This is a genomic window from Corallococcus sp. RDP092CA (genome assembly GCF_041903675.1).
In the GTDB taxonomy this organism is placed as follows: Bacteria; Myxococcota; Myxococcia; order Myxococcales; family Myxococcaceae; genus Corallococcus.
In genome coordinates, this window is sequence record NZ_JAYESI010000057.1 from 1 (window position 1) to 19621 (window position 19621).

General features: G+C 72.6%; 14 protein-coding genes. 8 read left to right on the top strand and 6 right to left on the bottom strand.

Annotated features, from left to right (window positions below; genetic code table 11):
* Positions 1 to 123 precede the first annotated feature (123 nt).
* Positions 124 to 966, bottom strand: a complete 843-nt coding sequence (locus U8525_RS33455; protein WP_374270799.1) for an alpha/beta fold hydrolase — start codon at positions 964 to 966, stop codon at positions 124 to 126.
* Positions 967 to 1092: 126 nt separating this feature from the next.
* Here U8525_RS33455 and U8525_RS33460 point away from each other — a divergent pair, with 126 nt between their 5' ends.
* The 6 genes from U8525_RS33460 (at position 1093) to U8525_RS33485 (ending at position 9857) form a co-directional block, all read left to right on the top strand.
* A complete protein-coding gene (locus U8525_RS33460) occupies positions 1093 to 1593 on the top strand; it encodes an NfeD family protein (RefSeq protein WP_374270800.1) in 501 nt (166 codons plus the stop codon).
* Positions 1584 to 2675 carry an SPFH domain-containing protein gene (locus tag U8525_RS33465; protein ID WP_374270801.1) on the top strand — a complete coding sequence of 364 codons (1092 nt, stop codon included), beginning with the start codon at positions 1584 to 1586 and terminating at the stop codon, positions 2673 to 2675. Before U8525_RS33460 ends, U8525_RS33465 begins: the two co-directional genes overlap by 10 nt.
* Before the next feature lie 276 nt (positions 2676 to 2951).
* Positions 2952 to 4460 (top strand): ATP-binding cassette domain-containing protein, encoded by a 1509-nt coding sequence (locus U8525_RS33470; protein WP_374270802.1) that lies wholly within the window; start codon positions 2952 to 2954, stop codon positions 4458 to 4460.
* Positions 4461 to 4516: 56 nt separating this feature from the next.
* Positions 4517 to 4900, top strand: a complete 384-nt coding sequence (locus U8525_RS33475) for a hypothetical protein (protein WP_374270803.1) — start codon at positions 4517 to 4519, stop codon at positions 4898 to 4900.
* Positions 4897 to 5505 (top strand): hypothetical protein, encoded by a 609-nt coding sequence (locus U8525_RS33480; RefSeq protein ID WP_374270804.1) that lies wholly within the window; start codon positions 4897 to 4899, stop codon positions 5503 to 5505. The genes U8525_RS33475 and U8525_RS33480 overlap by 4 nt, the downstream gene beginning before the upstream one ends.
* A gap of 224 nt (positions 5506 to 5729) precedes the next feature.
* Positions 5730 to 9857 carry a CARDB domain-containing protein gene (locus U8525_RS33485; RefSeq protein ID WP_374270805.1) on the top strand — a complete coding sequence of 1376 codons (4128 nt, stop codon included), beginning with the start codon at positions 5730 to 5732 and terminating at the stop codon, positions 9855 to 9857.
* 87 nt (positions 9858 to 9944) lie between these two features.
* On the opposite strand, the gene U8525_RS33490 is transcribed toward U8525_RS33485, so the two are convergent.
* The 5 genes from U8525_RS33490 to U8525_RS33510 form a co-directional block, all read right to left on the bottom strand.
* The gene (locus tag U8525_RS33490; RefSeq protein ID WP_374270806.1) at positions 9945 to 10919 is read right to left on the bottom strand and encodes an NAD-dependent epimerase/dehydratase family protein; all 975 of its coding nucleotides are present in this window, start codon (positions 10917 to 10919) and stop codon (positions 9945 to 9947) included.
* A gap of 34 nt (positions 10920 to 10953) precedes the next feature.
* Positions 10954 to 11487 carry a hypothetical protein gene (locus U8525_RS33495; RefSeq protein ID WP_374270807.1) on the bottom strand — a complete coding sequence of 178 codons (534 nt, stop codon included), beginning with the start codon at positions 11485 to 11487 and terminating at the stop codon, positions 10954 to 10956.
* Between the two features lie 58 nt (positions 11488 to 11545).
* A complete protein-coding gene (locus U8525_RS33500; RefSeq protein ID WP_374270808.1) occupies positions 11546 to 13075 on the bottom strand; it encodes a DNA polymerase Y family protein in 1530 nt (509 codons plus the stop codon).
* Between the two features lie 12 nt (positions 13076 to 13087).
* A complete protein-coding gene (locus tag U8525_RS33505; RefSeq protein ID WP_374270809.1) occupies positions 13088 to 13942 on the bottom strand; it encodes an ImuA family protein in 855 nt (284 codons plus the stop codon).
* Positions 13943 to 14201: 259 nt separating this feature from the next.
* Positions 14202 to 15419 carry a VWA domain-containing protein gene (locus U8525_RS33510; RefSeq protein ID WP_374270810.1) on the bottom strand — a complete coding sequence of 406 codons (1218 nt, stop codon included), beginning with the start codon at positions 15417 to 15419 and terminating at the stop codon, positions 14202 to 14204.
* Between the two features lie 269 nt (positions 15420 to 15688).
* Between U8525_RS33510 and lon the strand changes: the two genes are divergently transcribed.
* Together lon and U8525_RS33520 are read left to right on the top strand one after the other, a co-directional pair.
* Complete coding sequence (gene lon / locus U8525_RS33515; protein ID WP_374270811.1) at positions 15689 to 18148, top strand: endopeptidase La; 2460 nt, start codon at positions 15689 to 15691, stop codon at positions 18146 to 18148.
* A gap of 184 nt (positions 18149 to 18332) precedes the next feature.
* Positions 18333 to 19313, top strand: a complete 981-nt coding sequence (locus tag U8525_RS33520; protein ID WP_374270812.1) for an aldo/keto reductase — start codon at positions 18333 to 18335, stop codon at positions 19311 to 19313.
* The last annotated feature ends 308 nt before the right edge of the window (positions 19314 to 19621 follow it).

A 19621-nucleotide genomic window follows, 5' to 3' on the forward strand; every position in this document is an offset into this window, starting at 1 on the left:
CCCCCGCGCGGGTTTCTGGGGCGGCAGCAGTCCGGCCAACCGCTCCCATTGCGCGTCTGTCAGTTCTCCTCGGCTCATGCCCTTCTAACACCCGGCTGCGCTCGATTTATTTGCGGACACGCCCTAGCCACCCGCCGCCACCGCTTCCTGGAGCGAGGCGCGCTCCACCTCCTCCAGGAAGCTCCCCAGCGCGACGTTGACCGCCTGGGGCTGCTCCAGGATGCACATGTGCCCGCCGCGGGGCAGCCGCTGGAGCCGCGCGCCCCCGATGCGCTGGTGCAGCCGCTCCGCCACCTCCGGCACCGTCACCACGTCCTCCTCCCCCACCAGCACCAGCGTGGGCGTCTGGATGCGGTGCAGCTCCCCCTCCACGCTGCGCCGGTGGATGACTCCCTGCATCGCGCGCCACACCGCGCGCGGGTTCTCCGTGAGCTGCCGGCGCAGCGACGCCCGCTCCTCGGCCCGCTCCGGATCCCGCATGAACGTGCGCCCGAAGTAGAGCGACATGATCCGGTCCACCACCGGCCGCAGGCCCAGCCAGTGCGTGAGCGTCGTCAGCAGCCGGTAGCGCGCCAGCGTCAGCGGCAGCTCCGCCGCGGCGGAGGAGTCCAGCAGCGCCAGCGAGCGCAGCAGCTCCGGGTGCCGCGCGGCCACCCGCAGGCCCACGAAGCCCCCCATGGACTGCCCCACGAAGTGGCACGGCGCCAGCCCCAGCGCCTGGATGACCGCCACCGCGTCCTCGTACACCGTGCGCAGGTCGATGACCGAGTCGCCAGGCGGGGGCTCGCTCAGCCCCTGGCCCCGGTGGTCATACGCGATGCAGCGATAGTGGCCCTGGAGGGCCTCCACCTGCCTGTGGAACAGCCGGGAGTCCCAGAGCAACCCGTGGCTGAAGAGCACCGGCTCCCCGCTGCCTCCGGTGTCCTCGTAGTACAATCGCGCGCCACGGATGGACAGGTAGGGCATCTGCTTTTCCCCCGGCTCGAACCCCTTTAGGTCCTTGCCCGGAACCCACCCTCCTTCCGGGTTGATTCCAGATGCCTGGCCGCCCGGTTTGACAGAGGACCGAAGCGCCTGCCAAACAAGGACCCCATGGACCCCACCGCCTGGCAGCTCTGGCTGATCGCCGCGATCGTCCTGGGGGTGCTGGAGATCAAGCTCTCCGGCTTCGTGACGCTCTGGTTCGCCGTGGGCGCGCTGATGGCCTCCCTGATGGCCGGCGTGGGCCTGGGCTTCAACAGCCAGCTCTTCGTCTTCACCGTGGTGTCCGCCGCCCTCTTCGGCGCGTCCCGCACCATCTTCAAGCACGTTTTCATGCGGGACGCCGTGCATTTGAAGACCGGCGTGGAGGCCATGCTGGGCCAGGAGGCCGTGGTGACCGAAGCGCTGGGGGACGGGAGCGGGGGCACCGTGCGCATCAACGGCGAGCTGTGGATGGCGCGCTCCCTGTCCGGGCCCCTGCCCGAGGGCGAGCGCGTCACCGTGGAGCAGATCGAAGGTCTCAAATTGTGGGTGCGACGCCCGTCTGCGTCCCCCGAAGTCGCGCTGCACTCGGCGCGTCAGAAGAAGAAGGAGAACGCAGGATGGGACTGACCATTGTTCTGCTCGTCGCGGCCGCGGCCGTCGTGTTCGGGCTCGTCACCGGTGTGCGCATCGTTCCCCAGGCCAAGGTGATGGTCGTGGAGCGGCTGGGGAAGTTCCACCACGTGGCCTCCAGCGGCCTCAACATCCTCATCCCCTTCATGGACAGCCCCCGCGCCATGGAGATGCGCGCCGGCAACCGCTTCACGCGCAACACCCTGGTGGACCTGCGCGAGCAGGTCATGGGCTTCGAGACCGTGCAGGTCATCACCCATGACAACGTCAACATGGAGGTGGGCTCGGTCATCTACTACCAGATCATCGACCCCAGCCGGGCGCTCTACCAGGTGGAGAACCTGGCGCTCGCCATCGAGCAGCTCACCATGACGAACCTGCGCAACGTCATGGGCGGCCTCACGCTGGATCAGACGCTCACCAGCCGCGAGACGGTCAACTCCAAGCTGCGCAACGTGCTGGACGAGGCCACGGAGAAGTGGGGCGTGAAGGTGACGCGCGTGGAGCTGCGCGAAATCGAGCCGCCCCAGGCCATCAAGTCCGCCATGGCCAAGCAGATGACCGCCGAGCGCGAGCGCCGCGCGGAGGTCACCAAGGCGGAGGGCGACAAGGCCGCCGCCATCCTCCAGGCGGAGGGCGAGAAGATCTCCCGCATCCTGCGCGCGGAGGCCGAGCGCGACGCGGAGATCGCCCGCGCGGAGGGCCACAAGCGCGCCGTGATGCTGGAGGCCGAGGGCAAGGCCGAGGCCACCCGCCTCACCTTCGAGGCCATCCACACCGGCCGGGCCACGCCGGAGGTGCTGGCGCTGCGCTACCTGGAGACGCTCCAGGAGCTGGGCAAGGGCGACAACAAGATGTTCGTCCCCTACGAGGCCACCGCCGCGCTGGGCACCATCGCCACGCTGAAGGAGGTCTTCGCCAAGGACGACGCCCCGGCCGCCGCGCCGGACGCCGCCAGGGCCCGGCCGCCCGCCCCGTCGGCCGCCACGCTGAGCGCCCAGGCCCTGGCCCGCAACGCGGCCGCCGGCGCCACCCTCCCGGCCACGCGCCGGGTGCAGCCGCCGCCGTCGGAGGAGTAGCCCCCTCCCCGCGGGAATCGCGGTCAGGGCACCGGCGTTCTCCCGTCGGTGCCCGCGCCACGGCACGCGCCCGGCCTTGTCATCCGCCCGGGCCCTGCCGCATGCTCCACCTGAAGCACCGGCTGTCCACGCGGGGAGATGTCAGAGGTCTCCCCCTGAACGAGGTCCGCAGACCCTTGAAGCTGCACGCCTGAAACCCCGGTCCCTGGCTGTCCCCCGCCGCCGCGCGCCCCGCTGGGCGTGCGCGCTGGCTTCCGGTTTCAGGAGTCGCTTCACATGCCCTCGTCCCCTTCCTCCGTGCGCGCGCACCGCGTGTGCTTTTCGTTCACCGACGCCGTCCCCGTCCTCACGGACGTGGAGTTCCACCTCGCCCCGGGCTGGACGGGCCTCGTCGGCCCCAACGGCGCCGGCAAGTCCACCCTGCTGCGCCTGCTGTCCGGGGAGCTGAAGCCCACGTCCGGGCAGCTCCAGTCCGAGCCGGACTCGCCGCTCGTGTGCCTGTGTCCGCAGGGCGTGGAGGCGCTCACGCCCGACATCACCGCCTTCGCGGAGGCCTGGGACGCGCTGGCGCGCAGGCTCCAGGGCCAGCTGGGCCTGGACGTCACCGCGCTGGAGCGCTGGCCCACGCTGTCCCCGGGCGAGCGCAAGCGCTGGCAGGTGGGCGCGGCGCTCGCCCGCGAGCCGGACGTGCTGCTCCTGGATGAGCCCACCAACCACCTGGACGCGGAGGCGCGCGCGTGGCTGGTGGCCGCGCTGCGCCGCTTCCGGGGCGTGGGCGTCGTCGTGTCCCACGACCGCGAGCTGCTGGAGACGCTCACCCAGGCCACGCTGCGCGTGCACGGCGGCGAGGCGCACCTGTACCCGGGCGCCTACTCCGCCGCGAAGGGCCACTGGGAGGCGGAGCGCGAGGCGGAGGTCTCATCGCACCAACAGGCCAAGGCGGAGCGGGACCGGGCCGCGCAGCTGCTGGACCGGGCCCGGCGCGAGCACCAGGGCGCCGCCCTGTCGCGCAACACCTCGCGGCGGATGCGCAACAAGAACGACAGCGACGCGCGCTCCATCATGGCCTCCACGCTGGCAAGCTGGGCGGAGTCCCGCCTGGGCCACCAGGTCACCGTGAAGCGCCGCGAGTTGGAGCGCGCCGAGGCCGCCGTGGGCACCTTCACCGTGGACAAGACGGTGGGCCGCTCCGTGTTCGTGGGCTACGTGCGCTCCCCCAACCCGTGGCTCTTCACCTTCGACACGCCGGGCCTGAAGGCCGGCGACGTGGAGGTGCTGGGCCCCACGCGCCTGGACGTGGACCGCGAGGCGCGCATCCGCATCGAAGGGCCCAACGGCGCCGGCAAGACGACGCTCCTCAAGGCCCTGCTGGAGCAGGCGCGCGTGCCCCGCGACAAGCTCCTGTACCTGCCCCAGGACCTGGGCGAGGAGGAGACGCGCGCCATGCTCGACGCGGTGCGCGAGCTGCCCCCGGAGGAGCGCGGCCGGGTGATGTCCCTGGTGGCCGCGCTGGGCGTGGACCCGCATCGGCTGCTCGCGTCCGGACAGCCGTCGCCCGGCGAGGCGCGCAAGCTGGCCATCGCGCGCGGCCTGGGCCAGCACGCCTGGGCCCTGGTGCTGGACGAACCCACCAACCACCTGGACCTGCCGTCCATCGAGCGGCTGGAGGCGGCGCTGCACGACTACCCTGGCGCCCTGCTGCTCGTCACCCACGACGCCCCCTTCGCCCGCGCCTGCACCACCACGCGCTGGCTCGTCGCGAACGGACGCGTGGAGGTGGCGTGAGCCGTCGGACGGCCAGGGTGGAGTAAAGACAGACCCCTTCATGAAAAAGCCGAAACATGCTTTCTCCCGTGGGGCCGGTGTACGCGGGCCAGTGCGTCACCCGGTCGCTGAGCATCTACGTCACCCCGCCCGCCAACTTCAAGGGCAACAACACCTACTACCTGGGGGCCAGCGTCGACACGTCCCAGGCGGTGCAGGAGTCGAACGAGTCCAACAACGGCTTCGTCCGCGGCCTGATGGGCGTGGGCAACCGGCCGGACCTGGTCGTCACGCGGGTGGACGCGCCGGCGAGCCTGGCGCCGGGCCAGTCCTTCAGCGCCACCGCGACGGTGTGCAACACGAGCACGGGGCCCAGCTCCAACGCCGCCGTGCAGCTGTACCTGTCCACGGTGAATGGCCTGACGCTGCCATCCGGCCCCCCCCCGCCACGCAGTCGATGATCGGCGGCACGACCATCGGCAGCCTGTCCGCGGGTCAGTGCCGAGAGGTGCCCCTCACCGGCAGCGCCCAGCCGCCGCCCGCTCCGGTCCAGCCGGGCGCGCCCCTGTACCTGGGCGCCATCGCGGATGCGCAGGCGGGCGTCGTGGAGCTGCGCGAGGACAACAACACCCGCGTGACGTCACGGCTCGTCCTGGGCGACGGCCCGGACCTGGTGGTGCGCTCGGTGACAGCGCCCGCGAACCTGCCGCCGTACAGCGCCTTCAGCGCGCAGGTGAAGGTCTGCAACGAGGGCAACCTGCCCCTGTACGGCTCCGCGCCGGTGGACCTGCTCATCTCCACGGAGAAGTCCCTCTACGTGCCCGGTCAGGGCCAGCCGCCGTACACCCAGGTGCAGATGCCCGTGGGCAACGTCATGGTGTCCGCGCTGGCGGCGGGCCAGTGCACCACGCTGCCGGTGCAGGGCTCCGTCCTCCGTCCCCCCGCGGCCACGCCCGGGCAGTCCCTCTACCTGGGCGCCCTCGTCGACGCGCAGGGCGCGATGCCGGACCTGCTCCGGGACAACAACGCGCGGACGATGGCCACGCCCATCGGACAGGCGCAGTAAGGGTTTCCCACCCGGAAATCCCTATCGGCTGAGCTGGCGTCGCCGGCCGGGGCTGCCCCGGCCGGTGATTGTCTTTTCAGGCCAGGGAATCGTCCTGTCGGGTTTGAATTTCATCGGCTCCGCGACGTTGAGGGATTCCCTTGGATGTCCCCGCGACGTTGAACCGGGCCCGGCGGCCAGCGCGCGTGGGGATGTCGAATCCCTACCCTCATCAGGAGAAGCACATGCCACGGCTCACGCCGTCATGGAGACACGCGTGCCTGCTCATCGCCGGCACCCTCGTCATCACCGGCTGCGGAAGTGAAGGCGCGTCGTCCGACGCGCCGCCCGTACGCAGTCAAAGCCATTCATTGGACCACGGCGCGGACCTGGTCATCACCGAGCTGCGCGCCCCCGACAGCGTGCTCGACGGGGCCGCCTTCACCGCCACCGTGAAGGTCTGCAACCAGGGCTCCGCGGCCGCGCTCCCCCAGGGCGGCGGCACGCTCCTCCTGGTGTACCTGTCCACGACCCCCACCCAGGAGGTGCCCGCCCCCAACGCGCCGCCCCCCACCCAGCAGCTCACCGTGGGCGAGGTGGACGTGGGGCCGCTGGAGGCCCACCAGTGCGTCACGCGGGCCGTGACCGGCGACGCGCTGCCGCCCCCGGGGCAGCCCGGCACCGCCTTCTATCTGGGCGCCAGCATCGACACCCAGCAGCAGGTGCAGGAGCTGGATGAGACCAACAACGGCTTCGTCCGCGGGCTGATGGGCGTGGGCCTCGGCCCGGACCTCGTGGTCTCCGAGGTGCGCACGCCCGCGAGCGCCCAGCCAGGAAGGGGCTTCCTCGCCGACGTGCGCGTCTGCAACGCGGGCACGGACACCGCGCCCGCCTCCGAGGCGGAGCTCCATGTCTCCACGCTGGACACCCTGAGCCTCCCCACGCCGGGCTCGCAGGCGCCGACCCAGGTGCCGGTGGGCACCGTCCCCGTGCCGCCGCTGGAGGCGGGCCGCTGCCTCACGGTCCGGACGCAGGCGTTCGCCCAGCTTCCCCCGGCGGCCACCCAGCCCGAGCAGCCGCTGTACGTGGGCGCCATCGTCGACCCGTGGCAGCAGCACGCCGAGCTGCGCGAGGACAACAACACGCGCGTCGCGGGCCGGCTGGGCGTGGGGCACCAGGCCGACCTGGTGGTCACCGACGTGACAGGGCCCGCGAACCTCGCGCCGGGGATGCCGTTCTCCGGCTCGGTGACGGTGTGCAACGTGGGCACGGACCCGGCCATGGACGTGCGCGCGGACGTGCTGCTGTCCACGGAGGCCTCGCTGGCCGCCTCGCAGGTCCCCGGCTCCCCGACGGAGTCCTTCGTCGGCCAGGCGCAGGCGCCGGGGCTGGATGCCGGACGGTGCGTCACGCTGCCGGTGTCCGGCGTCTCGTACCCGCCCCCGGCCTTCCAGCCGGGCGCGCCGCTGTACCTGGGCGCGCGCGTGGACGGGATGCAGTCCGTCCCGGAGCTGCGCGACGACAACAACACCCTCACGCAGGGGATCGTGGGCGTGGGCGATGGCCCCGACCTGGTGGTGCGGTCGCTGAAGGGCCCCGCCAACCTCCCGGATTCCTATTCGTTCCCCGTCGAGGCGCAGGTCTGCAACGTGGGCACGGGCACGCTGTACGGCTCCGCCCGCCTGGAGCTGGTCCTCTCCACGGAGGCCACGGTGACGCTCCCGCCGGGGTCCGGGCCCTCCCCCCTCCAGGCCCAGGCTCCGGTGGGCGGGGCGGACGTCTTCTCCCTCTCCGCCGGTCAGTGCCAGACGGTGCCGGTGAACGCCTACCGCAACCTGCCCATGGAGGCGCAGCCGGGTCAGCCCCTGTACCTGGGCGCGGCCATCGACACGCTCCAGGGCGTCCAGGAGCTGAACGAGGACAACAACACGTTCATCCAGGGGCTGGTGGGCACCGGACCGGAAGCGGACCTGGTGATCACCGACGTGAAGGCGCCCGCGAACCTCGCTGACGGCCAGTCCTTCACCGCGACCTATACGGTCTGCAACCGGGGCGCCTCCCCCGCGTATGGCTACGGGGTCTCGCTGTTCCTCTCCACGGAGACGGAGCCGCCCGTGTCCCGGCCGCCGCCCGCGCCGCCCGTGTTCACGGAGCCCTCGCGGGCCTACGCCTTCCTGGGCCGCGCCCAGCCCTCCGCGACGCTGGCGCCCGGGCAGTGCACGACCCAGCGCTCCACGTTCAACGCCATGCGTCCCCCTGACGCGATGCCCTCGCCGTTCGAGCGGCCCCTGAACCTGAGCGCGGTCGTGGACCTCCAGGGGGCCGAGCCGCGCACGGACAACAACGGCTTCGCCGCGGGCATCGTCGGCCTGGGCAGCGGGCCGGACCTCGTCGTCGCCGAGCTCCAGGGGCCCGCCAGCGTGCGGCCCGGGGATGCCTTCACCAGCACCGTGAAGGTCTGCAACGTGGGCACCGGGCCGCTGAGCGGCTCCTCGCGCGTGGCGGTCTACGTGAGCGTGGACGCCCCCCTGCCGGCGCCGGGCCCGCTGGCGTCCCCGCCCCAGCCGATGGGCGGCCAGCTGCTCGTGGGTGACGCCACCGTGCCGCCGCTGGGCGCGGGCGCCTGCACCACGCGGCAGATCCTCGGAACGGCGGGTTCACCGCCCCACGCGATTCCGTTCCGCCCGCTGTCCCTGGGCGCCGTCGTCAATCCGGAGGCGATGACGCAGGAGCTGCGCTGGGACAACAACACCCGCGTGGCGGGCCCCCTGAGCGTGGGCAACGGGCCGGACCTGGTGGTCACCGAGGTGGAGGCCCCCGCCACCGTCGCGCCGTGGGAGCCGTTCGCCGCCACCGTGCGCGTCTGCAACGTGGGCACCGACGCCGTGAGCTCCACCGAGGTGGCGCTCGTCGTGTCCGCGGAGGAGACCTGGGCCCTGCCTCCGCCGGGCACGCCGACGCCGTTCCCCAACCCCAGCCAGTTCGTGGCGGGGTTCCTGAACGTCGCGCCGCTCCAGGCCGGGCAGTGCGTGAGCGCCATGGGGATGGTGTCCGCGGCCCAGCCCTCGGGCGCCGCGCCGGGGCAGCCGCTGTACCTGAGCGCCGCCGTGGATCCGCTCCAGGGCCGGGCGGAGCTGCGCGAGGACAACAACGTCTTCGCGCGGGGGCGCCTGGGCGTGGGGACGGAGCCCGACCTGGTCATCACCGCGGTGACGCCGCCCGCCAGCATCCGGGAGGGCCAGTCCTTCACCACCACCGTCACCGTCTGCAACCTCGGCGCCCAGTCCACGTCGGGCGGCCCGCAGGTGACGCTGCACCTGCTGACCTCCCCCGAGCTGTCCCTGCCGACGCAGGGCGCGCCCCCGCCGCCTCCCGGTGAGCTCCTGGGCGAGGCCCTCATCCCTCCGCTGGGAGCGCACACCTGCCTCACCACGCCGGTGACCGGCGATCTCTACGGGAGCACGGGGCCGGAGCCGCGCACGTACTACGTGGGGGCCACCGTGGACCGGAGCTGGGGCATCCCGGAGGTGCGCGAGGACAACAACACCTTCGTCGGGCCGCGCGTCGGCGTGGGGTCCGCGCCGGACCTCGTCATCACCGCGATGGGCGGGCCGGCGAACATCGAGCCCCAGGGGCAGGCGCAGGTCCCCGTCACCGTCTGCAACCAGGGCACGCAGCCCTCCTACGCCCAGAGGGTGGAGTTCTTCCTCTCCACGTCGTCCACGCCGCCGGAGCTGACCTTCTCCGGAGGCTTCCCGGATCCGGCCTCCGGCATGTCCCCGGCGGGCATCGTGGAGCTCCCGCCCCTGCCCGAGAACGCCTGCATCACGCGGGAAGGCACCCTCCAGGCCCAGCCGCCCGTGATGGAGCCGGAGGCGCCCCTCTTCCTGGGCGCCTTCGTGCGCGCCTGGAGCCCCAACGACGAGCTGCGCACGGACAACAACACCTTCGTGCGGGGCCGCATCGGCGTGGGGAACGCGCCGGACCTGGTCGTCACGGAGGTCACCGCGCCGTTCGCCGTGCGTGGGGGCGAGCTGTTCACCACCACCGTGACGGTCTGCAACCAGGGCACCGCGCCCTCGGGCTGGAACGCGGAGGTGGACCTCCTCCTCTCCACCCAGCCCACCCTGGCGTTCCCGGACGAGCTGCCCTCCCCCTCCACCCAGGTGACCCTGGGCCAGCTGGACGTGGGGGCGCTGGCCGCGGGGCAATGCACGACGCGCCAGCTCACCCCCTCCGTGTCCACGCCGCCCGGCGCCCAGGGCTCCGGGCTGTTCTACCTGGGCGCGCTGGTGGACCCGTGGCGGTCGGTGATGGAGCTGCGCGAGGACAACAACGCCTTCGTCGAGGGCTTCCTCGCGGTGCTGCCGTAGCCGCGCCCCATCGCGCGTAGGACGCGCGGGCGTCGGCCGGGGCCTTCCTGTGCCCCGGGCGGCGCCCGCCGCCGTTTCGCGCGGGCTTCAGCGGGCGGGGCCGCTCCACGCGCGGTACCACGCCACCAGCCGGGCCACTCCCGCGTCCACGGACACGCGCGGCCGGAAGCCCGTCTCCGCCTCCAGCCGCGTGGTATCCGCCCATGTGGAGGCCATCTCCGCGGGCTGCGCGGGCACGGACTCCACGCGGGCCTTCGCGCCCCAGTGCCGCTCCAGGAGGCCCACGAAGTCCCCCAGCGCCGCCGGCTCGCCGTGCCCCACGTTGAGCAGCCGGTGCGGCGGACTCCCCGAGGGCGGCCGGTCCAGCACGCGCAGCACGGCCTCCGCCACGTCATCCACGAAGGTGAAGTCGCGCCGCATCCGCCCGTCGCCGTGCAGCCGCAGGGGCGCCCCGTTCGCCAGCGCGCGCAGGAACAGGAGCGGCGCCATGTCCGGCCGCCCCCACGGCCCGTACACCGTGAAGAAGCGCAGGCCGCTGGCGGGCAGCCGGTGCAGGTGGCTGTACGCGTGCGCCATCAGCTCGTTGGCGCGCTTGGTGGCGCCGTAGAGGTTGAGCGGCTGATCCACGAGCGCGTCCTCGCGGAACGGAGCGGGCGTGGCCGCGCCGTACACGGAGCTGGAGGACGCGTAGACCAGGTGCCGGACGCGCGCCTCGCGGCAGGCCTCCAGCACCCGCACGAAGCCCGTCACGTTGGTGTCCGCGTACGCCGGGGCCTCCGCGGCCGGGGCCCGCACGCCCACCCGCGCGGCCAGGTGCACCACGCCCTCCGGGCGCGCGGCCGTGAACGCCTCGTCCAGCCGGGCCGCGTCGGTGATGTCCCCGGCCAGGAAGGTGAAGCCGCGCGCGCCGGCCAGCCGCTGGAGGCGCGAGCGCCGGAGCGCCACGTCCCCCGGGGCCGCGTCCAGCGCGTCCAGGCCCACCACCGTGTCGCCCCGGGCGAGGAGCCGCTCGCAGACGTGGGCGCCGATGAAGCCCGCCGCGCCCGTCACCAGGACCCGCATGCCCCCCTCTTCCCGCGCGAAGGGAGGACGGCCGTCACGGCACCACCTGCACCGCGTCGGTGACGGCCCGGCGCAGGAACGAGTTCCAGTCCGTGGCGGACTGGTAGGCGCTCACGATGGGCTGCGAGCGGAACGTGTCCGTCCAGAGCACCTGGCCGTTGGGGTCCACCAGGCCCAGCCGCAGCACCACGTCCACCCGGTTCAGCACCGACGCGCCGGACACGTCCAGCCAGTCCAGGATGACCACCACCGCGGCCTCGGCCTTGTTCTGCTGGACGAAGGACGACACCTCGTCCGTGAGCGGCACGGGGGCCTGGGACTGGCGGGTGGCCACCACCTCGAAGCCGCGCGCGAGGAGCTCCGACTCCGCCTGGCGTGCCAGCACCGTGCGCGGGTTGCTCTCCCCGATGATGTCCTGGCGGAACGTGCCCGAGGGCAGCACGTCCACGCGCGAGCCCGACACCACCACCACCTTGCGGATGCTGCCCTCCGGGCGCACCTGCCGGGGGGCGCAGGCAGGGAGGACGAGGGACACCAGGAGGAGCGAGAGGAGTCGTGCGGGGCGCATGCCGTCACGCTAGGCCACAAGCGGCGGGGCCTCCACCCCGACCGCACCCGCACGCCCCTCAATCGAACAACCCCTGCAGGTAGTAGTCCCCGTCCCGCCCGTCCCGGTACACCCAGGCGGGCCCCAGCCCCTCGAAGTGCACGCGGTAGTAGTCCCGCTGGTACGGGGTGTCCGTCCACCACTCGCCACCCAGCCGCTCCGGCCCCGCCATCGCCGTCACCCGGTGCCGCCGCCCCGCGAGCCGCGCCGCCAGCAGCTCCCCGGACGCCGTCACCTCCGCGTCCAGCCGGGCCGGCCGGGCCAGCAGCCGCGACGGCCGCTCCCGGGCCGCCCCTCCCTCGCACGAGCCGGTGGCGGGTGAGGCGGGCCCTGGCGCCAGCGGGCCGACCGGGGACAGCAGGCCGCGCCGCGTCTCCGGAGGGTGGAAGGCCCGGGGCGCGTGCGCCGCCTCCGGCCGGTGCACGGCCTCCAGGGACGCGGAGAACAGCGCCTCTTCCCCCAGCGTCGTCGCCAGCCGGGACAGCACGCCCTCCAGGGCCACGTCCCCCGCTGGCGCATCCCCCAGCGCCAGCTGCCGGCCGGGGTCCTCGTCGTGCGCGTCCACCCGCACGGCGACCTCCGCCACCGGCCGCGCCAGCCGCAGCTCCCCCAGCCGGTGCCGCGCCAGGTCCAGGAGCAGCTTCGCGCGCGCCGTGGGCCGCGCCAGCAGCAGCGGCACCTCCGCCTCGCCGGTGGGGTCCAGGCGCAGCGCGAAGGTGAGCCGCACCGCCGCCCGCCGCCGCCCGGAGAGCCGCGCGCCCAGCCGGTCCAGCAGCGTCTTGAGCGCGAACTGCACGGGCTCGAAGGTGTCCGCGGGCGCGTCCAGCAGCACCCGCTCCTCCAGCGCCTCCTCCAGCGGCTCCGGCGTGAAGGGCGTGTCGTCCACCCCCCGGCACCGCGCGTGGGCCCGGGCCGCGGCCGCGCCCCCTCGCGCCGTCACCGCTCCGGCCGGCAGCGCCGCCACCTCCCCCAGCGTGGACAGCCCCAGGGCGGAGAACGCCTTCGCCGCGGCGTCCTCCAGCGCGCCCAGCGGCAGGGGCGCCAGCGCGCGCGCCCCCTGCCCCGCCGCGACCACCTCCACCCGCCGGGCGCCGTGCCGCGCCAGCACCCGCGAGGTGAACGCCTCCGACGCCACCGTCACGTGCGCCCGGTAGCCCATCTCGCCGCAGATCCCCAGCACGCGCGCGCCCAGCTCCGGCTCGCCCCCCACCAGGTGCGCCGCGCTCGCGTCGAACCACAGCCCGTCCGGCGCGTCGCGCTGGAAGCCCGGACACAGGCCGAGCAGCGACTCCCCCAGCGCGGCCAGCGCCCGGGCCTCGTCCTTCGGCCGGTACGGGAAGGCGTGCAGCGCGGGCTCCAGCGCGGTGGCCGCCGTCAGCGTCACCCCCGGCCGCACGCCGGCCTTCAGCGCGCGCGTGGAGGCGAAGGCCACCCGGCGCTGACCGCGCACCTCCTCCACCAGCACCAGCGGCTGCCCCGCGAGCGCGGGCGACTCGATGACCTTGCGCTGCACCGGGAAGCGCGTGACGTGCAGGTAGCCCCGCCGCATGGACTCCCCTCCTCAGCGGCCGGCCGGGGACAGCGCGCTCCCCAGCGAAGGCATGGGCGCGTCGCGGCCGGGGCGCTGGCCCAGGATGCCCACCCCGTTGCGCACGCGGTCCGCCGGGTCCCGGTAGAAGCCCGGGCCCGCGTCTCCCGGCGCGGCCACGCCCGCGTCCAGCAGCCGCGCCCCGGCGTCCAGCCCCACCGCCGGGTAGAGCTCCCGCCACGGGCACACGACGCGCGTGCCCACGCCCCCGCCCCGGCTGCGCTCCAGCGCCACGGCCCAGCCCTGGACGCCCAGGGCCTCCAGCCGCAGCCGCGCGAGCCCGTCCGCGGGCGCCTCCGGCGACGTCAAGAGCAGCACCAGCGTCCCGCCCCGCGCGGCCGCGTCCGCCAGCTTGCGCGCCGCCGCCAGGGCCAGCCGCTCCGGGCGCCCCGGCGCGCCCACGCCGAGCGTCAGGTCCACCACCACCGCCGTGAAGGCCCCGCTGCGCGCGAGCTGCACGGCGGCCCACACCCGCTGCGCGAAGGTCCGGGGCCGCACCACGAGCAGCCGCGCCAGGTCCACGCCCAGCGCCGCCGCGGCCGGCGGATAGAGCTCCTTCGGCCCATCCACCCACGCGCACAGGCGCAGCTCCCCGTGCGCGGTCGCCACCGCGCGCAGCGCCAGGCTGGCGCGCCCCGACGCGGCCTCGCCGCACAGCTCCACGGACGTGCCCAGCGGCAGGCCCCCCTGGGGCAGGAGCGCGTCCACCGCCTCCACGCCCGTGCGCAGCACCGACAGCGCGCGACGGGGCGCCGCCTGCAACTGGCGGATCCGCTCGCGCAGCTCCTCCACCACCGCCAACCCCGACCGCTCCAGCGCCGCGCCCATGTCGCCTCCTGGCCTCGAGCACCCGCCCCGCACCTTCGCGAGTGTGAGGCCAGTATCCGAGGCCGTCTGACACCCCCGCGGGCGGGCTTCCGAGCGAGCCGGACCTGCCGCGTCGGGCGCTCCGCTCGACGGGAAGGGGCGGCTCCGCGCGCGCCACTCCCCACGGCGCCGGACATGGCGGGTCACGCGCCGGACCCGAAAAAAGGGCCCCGCGTCCTTCGCGGGGCCCTCCGGGTGCGGCGCGGCCTTCAACGCCGGGCTACCCGGCGCACAGCACCTTCACCTCCACCTTCGTGTCGCCCACGCGGCGCAGGCACGGGCCCAGGAAGAAGATGCGCGCGGGGCGGTCGCCGCTGGGGGGCTCGTAGCGGAAGTCGCCGTTGGCCGCCGTGCACGTCTGCACGGAGCCGTCCGACCGCGTGACATACACCACCGCGAGCCGCGGATCCGGCAGGTTCACCACGGCCACGCTCTGCGCCACCGTGGCCAGCTCCGCGATGTCCAGCAGCGTCTGCTGGTAGCTCGGCTTGCAGATGGAGTCCAGGTTCGCCCGGGTCGCGTCGAACGCCTGCGCCATGGCGCTCTGCCGGTAGCCGGGCCCGTAGGACGTCGGACAATCGACGTTGCGCACGTAGGTGGTGCTGCCCACCATCTCCGTCGTCAGCTCCGCCCGCTTGTCCGTCAGCGCCACCGGGCCGATGGTCGCCCACAGCACCTCGCGCGACGCGCCGCGGCTGTCACGCAGGGACTGGAACGCCTGGTAGTACTCCGACACCGGGGTCAGCTTGTCCCCCTGCTCGGTGCACGAGTCCACGGCCGTGTCCTGTCCCAGCGCCACCGGGGGCGGCCGCTGCGTGGAGCTGCAGTCCTCCTCGTCGGACACCACCACCACCAGCAGGCGGGAGTCGTCCCGCAGGAAGCCCCCGTTGCCGCCTTCCTCCAGGGGCTGGGTGGCCAGGGGCGGGGTGACCGCCAGCCGCACCGCCTCGAAGGGCGTCTCCTGGCCGCTGCCGGACGTCCCCTGGTCCACCAGCCGCTGGAACTTGGGCAACAGCTGCGGATCCGAGCTCTCGATGAAGCGCTCGGCGGTGGGCTGGTTCGACTCGTCCCGCACCGGCTGCAGCCGCCCCTCCTGATCCGGGAAGGAGCGGATGACGTCCGCCCCGTCCGGGAAGCGCTGGCGCTGGTACACGGAGGTGGTGATGACCCCCACGCGGAAGTCCTGGATCACGCCGCTGCCGGCCTTCAGCGCGGCCAGGAAGGCGGGCAGCTCCGTGGCGATGCCCTGCTGCTCCTCCCGCATGGAGCCGGAGTTGTCGATGACGAAGAGGATGTCCGTCTTCTGGGGGGCCACCACCGGAGGGGTCGCCTCGCAGGCGTCCGGGACCGTGGAGCCGTCGTCATCCACGGGAGAGTGGCATCCGAGCGCCAGGAGCGCGGACAGCGACATCAGGTGGGCGCAGGTGTGGAGCTTCACATCGGCCTCCAGTGCGGGGGCGCGCGCTCGCGCACCGCATCAAGCGTGAGAGGGGGCGAGCATGCCCCACCCCTTCGCCGGACGCGAGACTTCTGGGCCATTACAAGGAGGAGCGTCGTACAGCCGACGAGGCACGGAAATAACGCACATCGCGTTTGCCATGTCCGGTTTGGTTGTTACGTTGGTTCATCCGTTGCAGAAATCAACCGGATGGTTCACCGGCCCGGCCGCTTGCTGACCGGGTTCAAGCAAGGAAGAGGCCGAACTCCATGTCTGACGAGAAGAAGAAGGGCACCGCGGCCAGCGCAATGCCCACCGCGATGGCCCCTCCGGGGCTCATCAACAAGGAAGACATCCCGCAGGTGCTGCCCATCCTGCCGCTCCGCAACAGTGTCTTCTTCCCCGGTGGTGTGCTGCCCCTGGCCGTCGGCCGCCAGAAGACGATCGCGCTGATCAAGGACGCCGTGCGTGACGACCAGGTCATCGGCGTCGTGACGCAGCGCCGCGCCGAGGAGGAGGATCCCGGCGCGTCCGACCTGTACACGATGGGCACCGTCGCCCGCATCGTGAAGCTGCTGAAGATGGGCGAGGACAACTATTCGCTCGTGGTCCAGGGCCTCGCGCGCTTCCGCGTGATGGAGCTGGTCCAGGAAGCGCCCTACCTCAAGGCCCGCGTCGACGCGGTGGAGGACAAGACCTCCTCTGAGAACGTCGAGGTGGAGGCCCTGGGCATCAACCTGAAGAAGCTGGCGCGCGAGGTCATCGAGCTGATGCCCGAGCTGCCCGCCGCCGCCACGGAGCTGGTGGAGAGCATCACGCACCCGGGCCACCTGGCGGACCTCATCGCCGCCAACGTCGACGTGCCCATCGAGGAGAAGCAGGCCGTGCTGGAGACGGTCGACCTCAAGGCGCGCATGAAGCTCGTCCTGGAGCTGCTCAACCGCAAGCGGGAGATCCTCAAGCTCTCCAACAAGATCGACTCCGCCGTGAAGGGCGAGATGTCGAAGACCCAGCGCGAGTACTACCTGCGCCAGCAGCTGAAGGCGATCAAGGAAGAGCTCGGCGAGATGGGCGAGGAGGAGGAGGAGCTCGACGAGCTGCAGGAGCGCCTGAAGAAGGCCGCCCTGCCCCCGGAGGTGGAGAAGGTCGCCCAGAAGGAGCTCAACCGCCTGAAGACGATCCCGGCGGCCTCCAGCGAGTACACCGTCGCGCGCACCTACCTGGACTGGATCGCGGACCTGCCGTGGTCGAAGGTGTCCGAGGACAACCTCGACATCGAGAACGCGCGGCAGCAGTTGGACAAGGATCACTTCGGCATCAAGAAGGTGAAGAAGCGCATCCTGGAGTACTTGGCCGTGCGCAAGCTGAAGAACGACATGCGCGGGCCCATCCTGTGCCTCGTGGGTCCCCCGGGCGTCGGCAAGACGTCGCTGGGCCAGAGCGTGGCCAAGGCCACGGGCCGCAAGTTCGTGCGCCTGTCGCTGGGCGGCGTGCGTGACGAGGCGGAGATCCGCGGGCACCGCCGCACCTACGTGGGCGCGCTGCCGGGCCGCTTCATCCAGAGCATGAAGAAGGCCGGGACGAAGAACCCGGTGATGATGCTGGACGAGATCGACAAGCTGGGCGCGGACTTCCGCGGCGACCCGAGCGCGGCGCTGCTGGAGGTGCTGGACCCGGAGCAGAACAGCACGTTCAGCGACCACTACCTGGACGTGGCGTTCGACCTGTCGAAGGTCATGTTCGTCGCGACGGCGAACCAGCTGGATCCCATCCCCGGGCCGCTCCGGGACCGCATGGAGATCATCGAGCTGACGGGCTACACGTTCGAGGAGAAGCAGTCCATCGCGCGGATCCACCTGGTGCCGAAGCAGCTCAAGGAGCACGGCCTCAACGGGGACCACATCGAGGTGCAGGACGACGCGCTGCTCATCCTCACGACGTCGTACACGCGTGAGGCCGGCGTGCGTAACCTGGAGCGCCGCATCGCGGACATCTGCCGCGCGGTGGCGGTGGAGGTGGCCGGCGGGAAGACGGAGAAGCAGACCATCAACGCCGAGCGCGTGAAGGAGATCCTCGGGCCCGAGACGTTCTACTCGGAGGTCGCGGAGCGCACGGAGGTCCCCGGTGTGGCGACGGGGCTCGCGTGGACCGCGGCGGGCGGCGACCTGCTCTTCATCGAAGCGACCAAGATGGCGGGCAAGGGCGGCATGACGCTCACCGGCCAGCTGGGCGACGTGATGAAGGAGTCCGCCACGGCGGCCCTGAGCTACCTGCGCAGCAAGGCGGAGTCGCTGGGCATCAACCCGAACTTCCTGGAGAAGACGGACATCCACCTGCACTTCCCCGCGGGCTCCATCCCCAAGGATGGTCCTTCGGCCGGCGTCACCATCCTGACCGCGCTCACCAGCCTGCTGACGGGCATCCGGGTGCGGCACGACACGGCGATGACGGGCGAGGCCACGTTGCGGGGCCTGGTGCTGCCGGTGGGCGGCATCAAGGAGAAGGTCCTCGCGGCGCACCGCGCGGGCATCAAGCGGGTCATCCTGCCGGAGCGCTGCCGCAAGGACCTGGTCGACGTGCCGGACCAGGCGAAGAACGAGCTGGAGTTCATCTTCGCCACGAAGATGGACGAGGTCCTCAACGCCGCGCTGGAGACGTCGCCGTTCAAGGAGGGCGCCACCCTGCCGGCGCCCACCCCGGACTCGCCTCCGGCGGAGGTCCGGGCGTAAGGCCCGGCTCTCAGCCCCTGAAGTGACGCGGGCAGGTTCCCTTCACGGGGACCTGCCCGTCGTCTTTTCCCGCGACAGGAGGTTGAAGCGCTCGCCCCCGCTGGGCATACGCAAGCAGCGAACGCCTCTGGCACCACCAGACGCCCCCGGCACCTGGAGGTGCCGGCCACGCGAAGGAGCGACCATGAAGTACGCCAACCTGGGACACACGGGCCTGCGGGTCTCCCGCATCTGCCTGGGCTGCATGAGCTACGGCACGCCGAAGTGGCGCCCGTGGGTGCTGGACGAGGCGGCGGCGCAGCCCTTCTTCCGCCGCGCGGTGGAGCTGGGCGTCACCTTCTTCGACACCGCGAACATGTACTCGGACGGCGTCAGCGAGGAGGTCACGGGCCGCGCGCTGCGCAAGTACGCGAAGCTGGACGAGGTGGTGCTGGCCACGAAGGTCTACTTCCCCACGGGCAGCGGCCAGAACGAGCGCGGCCTGTCGCGCAAGGCCATCACCCAGGCCTGCGAGGCGAGCCTCCGGCGGCTGGGCGTGGACACCATCGACCTCTATCAAATCCACCGGATGGACCCGAACACGCCCATCGAGGAGACGCTGGCCGCGCTGGATCAGCTCGTGCGCCAGGGCAAGGTGCGCTACCTGGGCGCGAGCTCCGCGTACGCGTGGCAGTTCATGCGCGCGCTGAGCGTGTCCGAGCGCAACGGCTGGGCGCGCTTCGCGTCCATGCAGAACCACTACAACCTCGTCTACCGCGAGGAGGAGCGGGAGATGCTGCCCCTCTGCGAGGCGGAGGGCGTGGGCGTCATCCCCTGGTCGCCGCTGGCGCGAGGGCTGCTCGCGGGGTCGCGCAAGTCGCTGGACGACAAGGAATCCACGACGCGCGCGGGCTCCGACACGCTGTCGCCGGTGCTCTACAACCAGCCCGGGGACTGGGACGTGGTGGAGGCGGTGAAGCAGGTGGCGGAGGCGCGCCAGGCCCCGCCCGCGCAGGTGGCGCTGGCGTGGCTCTTGTCCAAGCCCGTCGTCACGGCGCCCATCATCGGCGCGACGAAGCCCGAGCACCTGGAGGACGCGGTGAAGGCGGTGAACCTCAAGCTCACGCCCGAGGAGGTGAAGGCGCTGGAGGCCCCTTACAAGCCGCACGCGGTGCGCGGCCTGTAGGCGGTGAGGCGGTGGACGCGCCTTGTATGAACTCCACCAGCCTGACGGTTCCGGTATAGAGCGGGGCCGGAAGGTACCGGGAGAGGGTCGCCGTGTTCGCCTTGGGGCTACGTCCTCGGCACTGAGATTGGCGCCCTCGACCGGTGTTTCAGGCTCGAACGGCATCCAGGGGGACGGCGGTGCGTCGTCGCCTCGCATTCACAAGGGCGGGCAGAAACACCGGCTCCGAGGCTCCCTGCGTACCCCAGTGGAGAGGGGACGGATGCGGTTTGCAGGAATCGACATCGGCAGTCAGACGCATGTGGTGG